Here is a 14,582-nt window from a genome sequence, read left to right on the forward strand (position 1 = left end):
ATAAGAGCTCACTTATGGCTTAGCTGTCGAGGGGAGGCTATCGCTCAGCGTAGCGTGGTTTAAACGAAGCAGCACGGCGTAACTTCCTGCTGCCACTGCGACTCCCACCAGCGGCGGCAGTAGCGGTGAGAAATAGGCAGCCCCCGCCCCTAGCGCGTAAGCCGCAAGCCCTCGACGATTGAAATCCGGTAGCCGAGCCTTATCTAGCGCTGGGTAGCAACCTTTATGCTTGAGCCAGAAATCTGCCATGATCACCCCGCCCATCGGCGGAATAAAGGTGCCTAGCAGAACCAAAAAGGGGATGAGGAGGTTATACATTCCGCCGACGGCTAATACGGTTCCAATGGCCGCACCGCCTACTGTCACCAAACGACGTTTTTCAGTGCGCAGCAAATTGCAGCCTGCTACGGCAAAGTTGTAGATCGTGTTGTCCTGGGTGGTCCAAATATTTAAAAACAGCATGAGTACCGCGATGCTGACAAACCCTTGGGCGATCAGCACATCGACGATATCCGCCTGCTGATAAATCATGGTGCCCAGCGCGCCGGTGAGTACCATTAAGCCATTGCCGATAAAAAATGCCGCTAAGGTGGCGATGACGGCAATTTTTGGTGTTTTAGCGAAACGACTCCAGTTGGTGGCCTGGGTGCCGCCACTGATAAACGTTCCGATGATGACGGTAATCGCGGCGGCTATGCTCATACTTTCCGTTGGCGTTTGCTGGCTTAATCCCGCTATACCTCGTATATCGACCAGCCCGGTGAATAGACTCATCATAATAAACAGCATCATCGCCGGCACGGCGAAACGCGAAAGCCAGTCCATGCCTTTGTAGCCAATCATGGCGGTTATGCAGAAACCCAGTCCAAATAGCACCATTAAGGGGATTTCCAGCCATTCAGGCATCCCGGTGGTGCGTACTAACACTAACGCAATCGTAGCCGTGCCCCAGGCGTACCAGCCGATTTGAGTAAAACCAAGGATGAAGTCGGAGAGTTTGCTGCCTTTCTCGCCAAAGCAGAAGCGCCCCATTAGCACGGAGTTAAGCCCGCTTTTACAGGCGATATAAGCAAGCGCTGCTGCATAAGCACCCAGCAGTAAGTTGCCTATCAGAATGATCCATAGCAGCTGGCCGATAGGAAAGGCCTGGCCCAGCGTGCCGCCAGCCCACATGGTGGCGGTGAAAAAGGTGAAGCCCAGCAAAATCACGGCGGTGGAAAACAATCCTTTGCGGGCGCTGGTAGGAACTTCGCTGAGCGGATAGTCAGAGTGGTGCATGGCAGTGTACCCCGATGTAAGCCCACAGCCGGTTAGCTGCTGGCTATATACGAAGCAAGAGATGTGCCATAAAGGCTATGCCCAGTGGTTAGGTGCTGAGGCATCGTTTGATAACAAGCCCCGTGTTGCCTAAGTAAGAACAGGGGCTCAGCTGAAATGAGTAAGCGCTCAATTTACAGAGCGTTGACAACCTCGTCGATTTGTAGCTTCAAACTTTGCAGGCCACCACCTGAGAGGTACCAGAGCGCGGGTGTGAGCAGTACGAGTTTCGTGTTGGCTCCAGCATCGTCAAGCGCTTGTGCGAGTGCTTCTGCGTTAGCGGGCTCGTCGCCAATCGCCGCGCTGCGGTCAATCACCAGCACCACGTCTGGGGCAATCTCGGCAATCGCGTCAGGGGAAAGCGGCGTGAAGGTACGCGTGCCACGGGTTTCGCTGGTAACGCTATCGGGCATCTCCAGGGCTGCAATGCCCAATACGTCATGCACTACCGGATGTTGATTAAGCATCAAGTTGCCGCCGTTGTGTGTCACCACCAGCGTACGCGGTGCGTTGCTGAGGGTTTCGCGCTGAGCTTCAATGTCGGCGTGCAGGGCTTCGAGGGCTTCTTCTGCATGCGCTTCGGCATCTATGTGACTTGCGATCTGACGAACATTTTCATCGAAGGATGCCAGGTAATTATCACCTTGTAAGCGGGTATTCAGCAGCGGAGCAATCTCTGCTAACTCGGTTTCCCAGTCGCTTTGGCGGCCGGTATAAAGGATTAGGCTTGGTTCGCTTTCCGCAATGGCTTCAAAATCAGGATTTTTTAGTCCACCTAAGTCGGTATAAGCATCGCCGCTATATGCCGATAAATAATCAGGCAGGCTCTGCTTGGGAAGGCCGACTACCTGTTCACTGGCGCCGAGCGCATCAAGCGTATCCAGGCTGCCTAGGTCAAACGTAGCGATGCGCTGGTCGGCATTAGCGGCGGCAGCGATTGAGACAAGCAGCGTTGCCGCGAGCGTTTTTGTAAAAATGGGGGAGAAAAGCGAAGACGTCATCAGGCTTCCTTTATAAAAAAACATTTATAAGAAAAAATAGCATATGCGATAGTTTCTCATGTTCTCAAGGATGCCGTGCTTTGTCGCTATTTGTTGAAGGAACGGTGTGTTGCAATAAGTGCCACCGCTCTTGAGCAGTGAGAGCGGTGGCGTTAGGCCGTTTAAGTCGTTTTAACTGGCGACCTGGAAAGGATTGCGTGGGTCGTTATCCCAAGCCAGGAAGGGTTGGCCGGTTTCCTGAGGCACCATGGTGATACAGTTTTCTACCGGGCAGGTGATTTGGCACAGGTTGCAGCCCACGCATTCGTCTTCAATCACCTCGTAGCGGCGGGCGCCGTCCTGCTCGGTGAGCTTGGCAATCGACTGGTGGGAGGTATCCTCGCAGGCGATATAGCAACGGCCACACTCTATGCATAGGTCTTGATCGATCTGGGCAATGGTTTTGAAGTTGATGTCGAGATGTTTCCAGTCGGTGGTATGCGGTATCGCCTTACGGGAGAACGCTTCAATCGAGTCGTAGCCCTTGTCTGCCATCCAGCGGGAAAGGCCATCTTTCATCTCTTCCACAATGCGAAAACCGTTGAGCATTGCCGCAGTACATACCTGAACGCTACCCGAACCTAGGGCGATAAACTCCGCCGCATCCCGCCAGCTGGAAATGCCGCCAATGCCGGAGATAGGCAGCGTGGGGGTCGCCGGGTCGCGGGCAATTTCAGCCACCATGTTCATGGCAATAGGCTTCACGGCGCTACCGCAGTAGCCACCGTGAGTGCTTTGATGGCCCACCGTAGGCTTGGCGACCATGGCATCGAGATCGATACTGGTAATCGAGTTAATGGTATTGATTAGCGATACCGCATCAGCACCGCCGCGCAGTGCCGCCTGAGCGCCCACGCGAATGTCGGTAATGTTGGGCGTCAGTTTCACAATCACCGGTTTGGAGTAGTGCTTCTTGCACCAGTAGGTGACTTTTTCAATCAGATCAGGATTTTGGCCTACCGCCGCGCCCATGCCGCGCTCGGGCATGCCATGTGGGCAGCCTAGGTTAAGCTCAATGCCGTCTGCGCCGGTCGCTTCTACAAGCGGCAAAATATACGCCCAAGCCTCTTCATTACACGGCACCATGATGGAAACGATCAGCGCGCGGTCGGGCCAATCCTTCTTCACTTGGGTGATTTCTTGAAGGTTGATCTCCAGCGAACGGTCGGTAATCAGCTCAATATTGTTAAAGCCGATCACCTCGCGATTTTTGCCATAGTGGGCCGAATAACGCGAGGACACGTTCACTGCGGCGGGCTCTTCTCCTAAGGTTTTCCATACCACGCCACCCCAGCCCGCCTCATAGGCGCGCACGACGTTGTAAGCTTTGTCGGTAGGTGGGGCGGAGGCCAGCCAGAATGGGTTAGGGGCTTTAATGCCGGCAAAGTTAACCGATAAATCAACGCCGTTAACGATACTATCGCCGTTACTTTTCTTGCCAAATGAGGGAAAAGGGCTAGATGTAAAAGTATCCGTTTTCATGCGGCCTCCTGCTTGGCGGCAAGCGCCTGATGAATGGCGTGAGCCGCCTGTTTGCCGTGCTGCACCGCTTGCACGGTAAGGTCCTGGCCTGCTTGGACACAGTCGCCGCCAGCATAAACATTGGGTAAAGAGGTGTGAAACATCTCATCGACATGGATGCGCTCGCCGTCTCGATCAAGCTCAGCGGCCGTTGTGTCGCTTAGGCTTGTGTCTTCGAAACCCTGACCGATAGCTTTGAAAATGGCCTCGGCGGCAAGCTCAAACGCCTCGCCCGTGGGCATTAAGCGGCCCGCTTTTTCAACGGTCTTGGCAAAGCGCATCCCCGCTACGCGCCCTTGGGTATCCAGCATAATCTCGTCAGGCTGTGCCCAGGTCACTATGCGTACGCCGTTGGCCTTGGCGATTTCCTGTTCATGGTCGGTGGCGGACATTGCCTCAAGGCCACGGCGATATACCAGCGTGACCTCGGTGGCGCCTAGGCGAGACATCTGCGTGGCCATATCAATGGCGGTATTGCCCGCACCGATGACAATGCAGCGTTTGGAAACGGGTAGGCTGCCCAGGTCAGTGGCTTGGCGTAACGTTTTTATATATTCAACCGCCGGCATTAAGCCGGGTGCTTCTTCGCCGGTGAGGCCTAAAGCGCGGCTGGCGCCCAGCCCTAGGCCTATGAACACGCTGTCGTACTGCTGGCGAAGCGTGCTCAGCGCTAAATTGCTTCCCAAGCGCTGGCCGTACTGTATATCGATGCCGCCGATTTCGAGTAAAAATGCGACTTCCTTATGCGCAAAGTCATCGGTCATTTTATAGCGTGCAATACCGTACTCGTTCAGCCCACCGGGTTTCTGTTCGGCTTCAAAAATCGTTACCTGATGGCCAAACATGGCCAGGCGGTGAGCGCAGGAGAGCCCTGCAGGCCCTGCACCCACCACCGCAATATGCTGGCCAGTTGAGGCTGCACGCGTAAAAGGGTGTTGTTCAAACTGCATGTTGTCGGTGGCATGGCGCTGCAATAGGCCAATCAGCACCGGCTGGCACTCGGCATCGTGATTGCGTACGCAGCTACGCTCGCAGAGAATTTCGGTGGGACATACGCGGGCACAGCTGCCGCCCAGAATATTGGCTTCCAAAATGGTTTCTGCCGCGCCGTTGATGTTGCTGTCGCTGATTTGGCGAATAAAGCTTGGAATATCGATATCCGAGGGGCAGGCCTCAACGCAGGGCGCGTCATAGCAGTAGAGGCAGCGCTGGCTTTCGATGATCGCCTGGCGATCGGTGAGTGGGGGATGAAGATCACTAAAGTTATTCGCCAGCGCTTGCGGGTCGTAGGTGCCGACCTCTTTTGCGCTGGGCAGGTAGTCCAGTGGATTGGTCACGGTGTTACTCCCATTCTCTAGTCTTGTCTTGCGCTGTATTTTTTATTGGCTCATTTTTAACGTGCGACAGCCTTCGGGGCGTTTAACTCGGCCCGCTTGGCCAGAAGCTCGAATACACCGGGGTAGGCGGGGCGTTTTAGATAGCGGCCTGCACCGCGTTCGGCGCGTAGCTCGCCATCTCGCCATACCCATTTCCCTTGGCTAATCGTGTGGCGGGCGATGCCGCGGACTGTTTTACCCTCGAAGATATTGAAATCGACGTTCTGGTGATGGGTCTTGGCGGAGATGGTGCGGGTGCCGTTGGGATCCCACACCACGATATCGGCGTCGGCACCGACTTGAATCGCACCCTTGCGCGGGTAGAGATTGAAAATCTTGGCGGTGTTGGTCGAGGTGATAGCAACAAATTCTTGGGGCGAAAGTCGGCCGGTGTTAACGCCTTCATCCCACAGCACGGCCAGGCGGTCTTCGACACCGGCGGTGCCGTTGGGGATTTTGGTGAAGTCATCCTTGCCGGCCGCTTTTTGCTCCTCGCAGAAGCAGCAGTGGTCGGTAGCGGTCGTTTGTAGGTTGCCGGATTGCAGGCCGTGCCAGAGTGCTTCTTGATGGCCCTTGGGCCGGAAGGGAGGGCTCATTACGTGGGCCGCTGCCGTTGCCCAGTCGGCGTGCTGGTAGACGCTGTCATCAATCAGTAAATGGCCTGCTAAACACTCGCCAAACACCTGATGGCCCTGTTGGCGGGCGTAGGCGATTTCATCCACCGCATCTTTGGTGGAAACATGTACCAGGTACACCGGCGCGCCTAGCGTGCTGGCAATGCGGATCGCGCGGCTAGCCGCTTCGCCTTCTACTTGAGGCGGGCGGGAAAGCGGGTGCGCCTCTGGCCCAGTTATGCCTTGAGCGAGCAATTTTTGCTGCATGTGGTACACCAGCTCGCCGTTTTCGGCATGTACCGTGGGAATGGCGCCTAGCTCTAGGCAGCGCGAAAAGCTTTCCACCAGAATATCATCGGTGGCCATAATGGCGCCTTTATAGGCCATAAAATGCTTAAAACTGTTAACGCCATGCTCGCGCACCAGAGTGCCCATTTCCTCTTTAACGCTTTCATCCCACCAGGTAATGGCGACGTGAAACGCAAAGTCAGTGGCGGCTTTTTCTGCCCAGCCTTGCCAGGTTTCGAAGGCTTCTAGCAGCGACTGGCCGGGGCTTGGGATGACAAAGTCAATAATCGTTGTGGTGCCACCTGCCATAGCCGCGGCGGTGCCGGTGTAAAAATCTTCGCTGGCCACCGCGCCCATAAACGGCATCTGCATATGGGTATGCGGGTCGATACCGCCGGGCATTACCAACTGATGGCTGGCATCAACCGTCTCACAGCCTTCAGGGATGTCTAGATCCGTACCAATGGCATGAATCTTACCGTCTACGCAGAGCACGTCGGCCCGGTAGGTGTCGGCGTGAGTGACCACCGTGCCGCCTTTGATTAATAAGCTCATCGTTCGCTCCTTGGATGATTGTTTGGACAGTGCTATTCGCCGTCGGTGAGACGGGTGTAGGTTTCCGGGCGGCGGTCGCGGAAGAACTGCCAGTTGTTACGGGCTTCTCGCACCATGTCCAAATCAATCTCGTGGACGAGGAGTTCATCGTTGGTTTCGCTAGCCTGAGCTTCGATTTTGCCGCGAGGGTTGACGATATAGCTGGAGCCGTAGAAATTGCCGATATTCCACGGTGCTTCAGTGCCGACACGGTTAATGGCGGCAATAAAGCAGCCGTTGGCTGCCGCAGAGGCGGGTTGTTCAAGCTCCCAAAGATATTGAGAAAGCCCCGCCACGGTGGCAGAGGGGTTGAAAATCACTTCGGCACCGTTGAGCGCAAGCGCCCGCCAGCCTTCGGGGAAATGGCGGTCATAGCAGATATACACGCCAATTTTGCCGTAGGCAGTATCAAACACCGGCCAGTTGGATTGCCCAGGTTTGAAGAAGAACTTCTCCCAAAAACCGGCCACTTGAGGGATATGCGTTTTGTGGTATTTGCCCAAGTAGCTGCCATCGGCATCGAACACGGCGGCGGTGTTGTAGTAAACGCCGGTTTCGGTTTCTTCATAGATCGGAACAATAATGACCATGCGGTGCTCAGCGGCCAGTTTTTGCATCATCTGGCAGGTGGGGCCTTCGGGTACGCGCTCGGCGGCGGCGTACCATTTGCCGTCTTGGCTGGGGCAAAAGTACGGCTGATTAAAGACTTCCTGAAAGCACAGCACCTGCACGCCCTGGTCTGCGGCTTGCTGAATCATCGGTAGATGGGCTTCGTTCATCGCGTCACGAATGGCCGCGGGCGAAAGCTCGGTGCTGGTTTTTAAGCCCATTTGAATTAAGCCGATTTTCATCTTCTGCATTAGACGCTCCCTCTGATTGTTGGTGTAAAGCGTTTGTTTCAGTCTTAAGCGTTGTCTAATAAAGCTGACAATCAAGACAGCTTTTATTAAAAGTATCGTTGGCTTGGTGGTTTTGGCAAGTCATCATTTATTGTTTTTTAAATTAACGTTAACTCTTTGAGTTTGTTTGATTTTATTTATATAAATAGCAGTGTTCACTCTTTTGGTGATCATGCGCACTGTTTTGGAGTTTTTTATTAATTGTTTTGAATCATGCTGTTATCTATTTTAGAGGGCTTATTTTAAATTCTGAGATGTTTAAAGTTGGTGCAAATATTTTTTTTGATCTAGCTTTGTTTGGTCGACGTTTGTTCGAGAGGTAACATCGTCAAAGGTAATGATCTAATAATAATATTGTTGTCCATAAAGGCAGCTTTTTAATCAATGAGTTAATTGGCATGCTCGCTTAGCTAGGCACACTTATTGCTTTGAATCCTGTCTAGGAAACTTCACTGACCGTGGGGATTAAGGTTTGTCAGGATTTAGCCGCTGTCGCTAGCGTTCAGACACCGCCTGGGTTGGACAACGCAATGCTGAGGAGATACAAAAATGCCAGAAACAACCTCTCAGATGGTGGATCGAGATGGTCTGATTGAGCTTGAGGTAGGGAACGATGTACGCAACAGTTCGCGTTTTAATGAAGATATTGCACCGACCCAGGCTAGCGAGCGCACCTGGACCAAATGGAATATCGCCGCCCTGTGGGTCGGCATGTCGATCTGCGTGCCTACCTACACACTGGGCGGCGTTTTAACCGCCTATTTTGGTTTAAGCGTGGGCGAGGCGTTATTCGCTATTCTGTTGGCGAATATCATCGTGCTGATCCCGCTGACGTTGAACGCTTTTCCAGGCACCAAGTTTGGTATTCCTTTTCCCGTGGTTTTGCGTTCTTCATTCGGCATTTTAGGCTCTAACGTGCCCTGCCTGGTGCGCGCATTGGTAGGCTGTGGCTGGTTTGGTATTCAAACGATGTTTGGCGGTCTGGCGATTCATCTGCTGCTTTCAGAACTGGTGCCTGCTTGGGCAGCATTAGGTGGGGTTGGTGAAGTTATTGGCTTTTTTGTCTTTGGCGCGATGAACCTTTACGTGGTTATTCGCGGGGCTGAATCGATCAAATGGCTGGAAACATTGGCCGCGCCGCTGCTGCTAGCGGTGGGTATTGGGCTAATGATGTGGGCATGGCCGAATATGTCGATGACCGAGCTTCTCGCGCAGCCGCCATCGCGCCCTGAAGGGGCATCGGTTTACGGCTATTTTTTTGCGGGCTTGACCGCTATGGTCGGTTTTTGGGCCACGCTATCGCTTAATATCCCCGATTTCAGCCGCTTTGCGAAAAGCCAAAAAGACCAGATTGTTGGTCAAGTAATCGGCCTGCCGCTGACGATGTTCTTCTTTGCAGCTCTCGGGGTAGTGTTGACCGCCGCTTCTGAGACGTTAGTGGGCCAAACCGTTGCCGATCCGGTGCGCTTAATTGGCTATATCGACAGCCCCTTCTGGGTCGTGATGGCGATGCTACTGATCATTATTGCTACCATTTCTACGAATACCGCCTCGAATATTGTTTCGCCCACCAACGATTTCCAAAACATTGCCCCTAAGCTGATTAACCAAACGCGCGGTGTATTGATCACTGGGGCCGTTGGGATGCTGTTAATGGGTTATGACCTGCTGCAAAAGGCGGGTGTTATTCCTCCCGGGGTTTCCCTTGAACAGATGTATTCCAACTGGCTGCTGGGTTATTCAAGCCTATTAGGGCCCATCGCTGGCATCATGGCAGTGGACTACTTTCTGATTAAAAAGCAGCGTTTGGATGTGCCGAGCCTGTACATGGATGATCACGCCTATCCTGCTGTGAACATCGCTGGCTTTATTGCTTTTGGTGTGCCGGTGCTGCTCACGTTAATGTCGCTAGTGACAGACACGATGAACTGGTTTTATGACTATGGCTGGTTCACAGGCTCAGCGCTTGGAGCCATCGTTTACTACGTGGCGAGCCAAGTGTTGTCATCGTCGCCACAGGTTGGGCCGGTACCCATCATGGCGCGTGACGCAGCAGAGCAACGTTCATAAAACGCACTGTTTTTTGCTTACTGTTTTTTGCTTACTCTGCGTTTTTAATAAAACTTAAAAACGCATCCACTACGCGATTAGGGCGCCGGTCGTGGCGGGTGATGAGTACAAAGGGGATGCGATAGTGCTGGGCGCTTGCATGTAGCGCCCGCATCTTGCCGGCGGCCACCCACTGGGCAGCCACGTGTTCGGGTAGGAAACCGATAAAGCGCCCGGTAAGAATCAGAAAGGCCGCTCCTTCGCGGTCTGATGCCGAGGCGCGCAGGCAAAGCGCATCATGCGCCTCGCGCGCTTTTGCAGGAAGCGGGTAGCGCGGTGAAATAGCGGGGTAATGGGCAATATTGGCAGTATCAAGAATGTCATCAGGCTCAGAAAAAAGCGGATGCTCTGCCGCGCAGTAAAGATAAGAAGGCTCATCGTAGAGGTGCCGCGTTTCTAAGCTGGTCGGTAGGTTCACTGCGGGCACAACGCCAACGTGAAGATGGCCATCCATCACGCCACGAATTACCGCATCGGAAGGCTCCATATGAATATGCAGCGTGACATCATGCGCCGGTGCACTCAGCTCGGCCAGCGCATTGGTGACATGCATGGCCGGTAGCGTGACCAAATTATCGGTAATGCCAATGTTAAGCTCACCTTTTATGGTTTGATGCAGAGCATTTACATCGCTTTTAAAGGTTTCCAACGCAGTGAGCAGCGTAAGCCCTGCCTGATAAATCTCTTTACCCTCTTCGGTTAAGCTAAACCCACCACGCCCTCGCTGGCAGAGAGAGAATCCTAGCCGCCCCTCCAGGTCGTTCATATGCTGGCTAATCGCCGAGCGACTAATGCCGAGCGTCGTTTCAGCCGCGGTAAAACCGCCGCATTCGACAACCGTTTTAAAAATACGAATTAAGCGTATTTCGTAGTCGCTCATTTGACCTAGCGATGCCATCACAGCCCCTGGGTATCTAAATAATTAATATATAGTGCCATGCTTTTTTAATGAATCAACTACGATAAAAACTGATATACATGGCATAGCCGCTTGTTGTGAGTGGGGTATAGCATTTCTAATTTTTCTTAAACTGTACTAGGTGTTTTCATGGCATACCTAGATAAGGCCCCTGTGCGATGCCCGTCATCTCTATTGATGCAAAAGACGATGTGCTGAAAGCGACGGCTACCTACCGCCAGCAGCGGCGACATGTGATAGCGCTATATGTGCTAGCGCTTAGCATCATTATGGCGCTTTTCGGTTGGCTGTTGAGTGAGCAGTATAAGCAAGAAATGGCCGCCGCAGAGTCGCATATTAATGCCCGCGCCAATGTCGTTGTGGCGTGGGCAAAAGGAGGCTTTTCTCAAAGTGGGCAAGCTCTGTTCGGATTAACCGAACTACTCGCCTTACAAGATATATCGGATAGCAATTCTAATCCGCAGCTTCAACAAGCGTTAGAAAATCTCACCCAGTACGTGCCTCTGATCGACGAAATAGTTCTTTTTGATACCCAGGGACGCTTGCTGGCAAGCGGTGGCGGAAAGTGGAATACACGTTTTAATATCAGCGAGACAGCGTTTTTTAACGCCTTGACGCAGGGGGAAGAACAGGAGCTGATTACGCCGCTGCAGGTATCGACCGGTGATCAACGTCTCTACTTTTACCATGGAAGGCGATTCGAGAACTCCAATAACGGCGTTGCAGGTGTCGTAGTGTCACGCATCGTACCGGGCGTATTTACCGACGTGCTTGAGCAGATGAATGTCTATGACGGCGAAAGCATTACGCTGATCGACACCGATTTAAAGATGATCGCTAGATATCCGCCGTCAGAGGGATCAATGGCTATTGGTAGTCAAATCGTTAGCCCTAATATGACGCAATGGTTAGACAGTGGCGAATCCGCTCTTGCACTAAAGGGAGTGTCACCTATTGACGGCCGCATGCGGCTGATGCGCATGCAGCGAGTCGGAGCATATCCCATGCTGGTCATTGTCGGTATTGATCTGCATGCGCTGCTAGCGGATTGGCGCCAACGGACGTGGATTTTTGTGCTGATAGTAGCTGTGATGGCGCTGCTAGGGGCTTGGGGGGCGCGTCATTATCTAAGCCGTTTAACGCTAGCGGATCAATTACGCCAGCGCATTGAAGAGCGAGAACAGGCGCGTGCTGAAGCGCAAGTCGCTGCCGCCGCCTTTCAAACACACTTAGGCATTTTAATTACCGATGCTCAGGGCTTGATTCTGAAAGTGAATGACACGTTCACGCGTATTACCGGTTACAGCCAAGTCGAAATTGTCGGTAAAACCCCGCGCGTCTTTAGCTCCGAGCTACATAATGCAGCATTTTATCGTCGTTTATGGAAGCAAGTGCTCAAAACCGGCAACTGGGAAGGCGAGATATGGAATCAGCGCAAGAACGGTGAGCTGTTTCCTGAGTGGCTCACGGTGAGCGCGGTTTATGGCAACGGCGGCGTGTTGACGCATTACGTGACTACGATGAGCGATATCAGCGAGCGCAAAGCCGCTGAGCAGGAGATTCATCAGCTGGCATTTTATGATTCATTAACGGGGCTGGCGAACCGGCGCCTATTTCTAGATCGCATGGATGCTGCGCTCAAAGCGCTTCAGCGCCATCAGCATGGTGTCGCACTGTTGTTTATCGATATTGATAACTTTAAGCAAATTAATGACACCCTTGGACACTACCAAGGGGATCAGTTATTGCAGTGTGTCGCTCAGCGGATGGGCCAAATGCTGCGCGATACGGACACGCTAGCACGCTTGGGAGCCGACGAGTTTGCGGTGTTAATTGAAGGTGCTGAGAGTAGCCGTACTCAAATCACGCAGCTTGTTGAGCGTATTGGCCATAAATTATTGGCAGTACTCAATGAGCCCATCTTACTTGGTGAAGAGACTGTTACGATCACGGCCAGTATTGGTATTGCGGTGATGGAGGGCGATGAACACAGCGTCGATGAGTATTTGCAGCAGGCGGATCTGGCACTCTTTAAAGCCAAAGACAATGGCCGCCACACGCTGTGTTTTTTTGATCCCGCCATGCAGGCAGCGCTGTTGGCCCATGTGAAGTTAGAGGCAGATTTACACCAGGCACAGGAAAACCAGCAGTGGTTGCTTTACTACCAGCCTCAGGTCAACTCCTGCGGTACGATCATTGGCGTAGAAGCGCTATTACGCTGGGAGCATCCAGAGCGTGGCATGGTGTCTCCCTGTGAATTTATTCCGTTGCTAGAAAGCACTGAATTGATTAATGACGTGGGTGAATGGATATTGGCCGGTGCCTGTCAGCAATTAGCGCGGTGGGCGCAGCATCCGCGTTTAAGCACGTTAACCATATCGGTCAATCTTAGCCCGCAACAGTTTCGCGATAAGCATTTTTTATCCCGTGTAGAGGGGGTTTTTGCCCGCACCCAAGCGCCGCTTAGCCGCTTAAAACTAGAAGTGACTGAGTCACTGTTCGTGGCAGCCCAGGATGAAACTCGGCATAAAATGCTCGCCTTAAAGGCGCAGGGCGTGCGCTTTTCGCTGGATGATTTTGGCACCGGCTATTCGTCATTGGCGTATCTGGCTCAGCTGCCGTTGGATCAATTGAAAATCGACCAGTCGTTTGTTCAACAGGTACTGGATAGCCAAGCGAATGCGTCCATTGTGGAAAGTACGATTGCCCTGGCTGGTAGTTTAAATCTAGAGGTCATTGCGGAAGGAGTGGAGACAGAAGCACAGCAGGCGTGGCTATTGGCTCATGGCTGCCACGTTTACCAGGGCTATCTGTTTGGGCAACCGGTAACCGTAGATGAAATGGAAAGACGGATTGAAAAAGTCTGAATGCTCAGCGCAGCTGTCAGCCTGTTAACTGACGGGCAGGGCGCATAGGTGGGGTTCAAGATCCAGGCTAGGGGTAGGCAGCGTGTCGGGAAGAATCACTTCCAGTCGAGAGTCTTGCCGCCATGCGCTGCTTTCAATGCTGAGTGTGCCGTCCGCACGGTTAAGGCGCTTCCAGCCATTATCGGTATGAAAAACGCCTTTAATGCGAGCCTCTCTTGGCAGTTCCCCTAGATGCGCGGCGAGGCTGTCCAGGTCAAAGCGCTCGCTGGGATGCCAGCGTAGTCCTGTGCTGGTATAGCCTAGCGACGTGCCGGTTTCACGTTGGGGTTTGCCCGGTGGCGGCGGGAAATCAAAAAACGAACCCGCTAGGCTGGGCATTGCCGCGAGCTGCTGATGACTGCCTGGCATTTCTTGGCCGCGAACAGCGGCGCTGCTACTTTGAGTGAGCAGCGTGAGCGATAGTTCGCCTTGTAAGGTTTCCTGCACCCATTTGCGCGGAGGCCAGCGCTCGGCGACAAACGCATGGGCAGCCGCTAGCTGGCCTGAAGTGCTCTGGTCGAGCATCGTAAGCGCCACGGCGTCTGCCATATCGAGCTGATCGAGGAAGGTGTCGTGCTGGCGAGCGCGGGCGTCATCCAGGCGGCGCGGGTCGAGAGTGGCAATAATGTCGCGCACGTCGACCACATCGTTAAATGCCTCACCACGCAATAAGTCCAGCAGGCCTGCGGGGTGTCCAAGGCCTGAAGGCTCAATGATTACCCGGTCGGGTTTGCTACGTGCCAGTAAATTAACCAGAGCCGCTTGCAGTACAAACGCCAATTGACAGCATAAGCAGCCGCCAGGCAGGCCTTTTACAACGACATCATCGCGGGCATCAAACATCGCCTGATCGATGCCGATTTGACCGAACTCGTTGACTAAAATTGCCCATTTTTCATCCACAGGCTTTTGCTCGATCAGGCTGTGGATAAGCGTGGTTTTGCCGCTACCTAGAAAGCCAGTAATAATATGCACAGGGACTTTCGTTAACGCTGACAA

Annotated in this window: 11 protein-coding genes; 3 read left to right on the top strand and 8 right to left on the bottom strand. The window is 53.2% G+C overall.

The window, feature by feature from the left end:
- Positions 1 to 12: 12 nt before the first annotated feature.
- Positions 13 to 1,278, bottom strand: a complete 1,266-nt coding sequence (gene codB, locus ACT3RP_RS11660) for a cytosine permease (protein ID WP_441685132.1) — start codon at positions 1,276 to 1,278, stop codon at positions 13 to 15.
- Between codB and ACT3RP_RS11665 the strand changes: the two genes are divergently transcribed.
- On the top strand, positions 1,277 to 1,411 hold the full coding sequence (locus ACT3RP_RS11665; RefSeq protein WP_255249087.1) for a hypothetical protein: 135 nt from the start codon (positions 1,277 to 1,279) through the stop codon (positions 1,409 to 1,411). The genes codB and ACT3RP_RS11665 overlap by 2 nt on opposite strands.
- 40 nt (positions 1,412 to 1,451) lie before the next feature.
- Here ACT3RP_RS11665 and ACT3RP_RS11670 read toward each other — a convergent pair whose 3' ends face one another.
- The 5 genes from ACT3RP_RS11670 to ACT3RP_RS11690 all read right to left on the bottom strand — a co-directional run bounded on the left by ACT3RP_RS11670 (position 1,452) and on the right by ACT3RP_RS11690 (position 7,610).
- Positions 1,452 to 2,318, bottom strand: coding sequence for an ABC transporter substrate-binding protein (locus ACT3RP_RS11670; protein WP_483393819.1), 867 nt, complete (start codon positions 2,316 to 2,318; stop codon positions 1,452 to 1,454).
- 171 nt (positions 2,319 to 2,489) lie between these two features.
- The gene (preA, locus tag ACT3RP_RS11675; protein ID WP_444624989.1) at positions 2,490 to 3,839 is read right to left on the bottom strand and encodes an NAD-dependent dihydropyrimidine dehydrogenase subunit PreA; all 1,350 of its coding nucleotides are present in this window, start codon (positions 3,837 to 3,839) and stop codon (positions 2,490 to 2,492) included.
- The gene (locus ACT3RP_RS11680) at positions 3,836 to 5,215 is read right to left on the bottom strand and encodes an NAD(P)-dependent oxidoreductase (protein WP_483393820.1); all 1,380 of its coding nucleotides are present in this window, start codon (positions 5,213 to 5,215) and stop codon (positions 3,836 to 3,838) included. The genes preA and ACT3RP_RS11680 overlap by 4 nt, the downstream gene beginning before the upstream one ends.
- A 56-nt stretch (positions 5,216 to 5,271) precedes the next feature.
- Positions 5,272 to 6,711, bottom strand: a complete 1,440-nt coding sequence (hydA, locus tag ACT3RP_RS11685) for a dihydropyrimidinase (protein ID WP_444624991.1) — start codon at positions 6,709 to 6,711, stop codon at positions 5,272 to 5,274.
- Positions 6,712 to 6,743: 32 nt separating this feature from the next.
- The gene (locus tag ACT3RP_RS11690; protein WP_096277665.1) at positions 6,744 to 7,610 is read right to left on the bottom strand and encodes a nitrilase-related carbon-nitrogen hydrolase; all 867 of its coding nucleotides are present in this window, start codon (positions 7,608 to 7,610) and stop codon (positions 6,744 to 6,746) included.
- 588 nt (positions 7,611 to 8,198) lie between these two features.
- Here ACT3RP_RS11690 and ACT3RP_RS11695 point away from each other — a divergent pair.
- A complete protein-coding gene (locus ACT3RP_RS11695; protein WP_483393821.1) occupies positions 8,199 to 9,719 on the top strand; it encodes an NCS1 family nucleobase:cation symporter-1 in 1,521 nt (506 codons plus the stop codon).
- A gap of 31 nt (positions 9,720 to 9,750) precedes the next feature.
- Here ACT3RP_RS11695 and ACT3RP_RS11700 read toward each other — a convergent pair whose 3' ends face one another.
- Positions 9,751 to 10,656 carry a LysR family transcriptional regulator gene (locus tag ACT3RP_RS11700; protein WP_441685121.1) on the bottom strand — a complete coding sequence of 302 codons (906 nt, stop codon included), beginning with the start codon at positions 10,654 to 10,656 and terminating at the stop codon, positions 9,751 to 9,753.
- Positions 10,657 to 10,835: 179 nt separating this feature from the next.
- Between ACT3RP_RS11700 and ACT3RP_RS11705 the strand changes: the two genes are divergently transcribed.
- Entirely contained in the window at positions 10,836 to 13,544 is a 2,709-nt protein-coding gene (locus ACT3RP_RS11705; RefSeq protein ID WP_483393822.1) for a bifunctional diguanylate cyclase/phosphodiesterase, read from the top strand.
- 24 nt (positions 13,545 to 13,568) lie between these two features.
- Here the strand turns inward: ACT3RP_RS11705 and ACT3RP_RS11710 are convergent, their stop codons facing one another.
- The gene (locus ACT3RP_RS11710; RefSeq protein WP_441685117.1) at positions 13,569 to 14,582 is read right to left on the bottom strand and encodes a CobW family GTP-binding protein; all 1,014 of its coding nucleotides are present in this window, start codon (positions 14,580 to 14,582) and stop codon (positions 13,569 to 13,571) included.

Source organism: Halomonas sp. AOP5-B2-8, from assembly GCF_052376475.1.
Classification (GTDB): domain Bacteria; phylum Pseudomonadota; class Gammaproteobacteria; order Pseudomonadales; family Halomonadaceae; genus Vreelandella; species Vreelandella casei.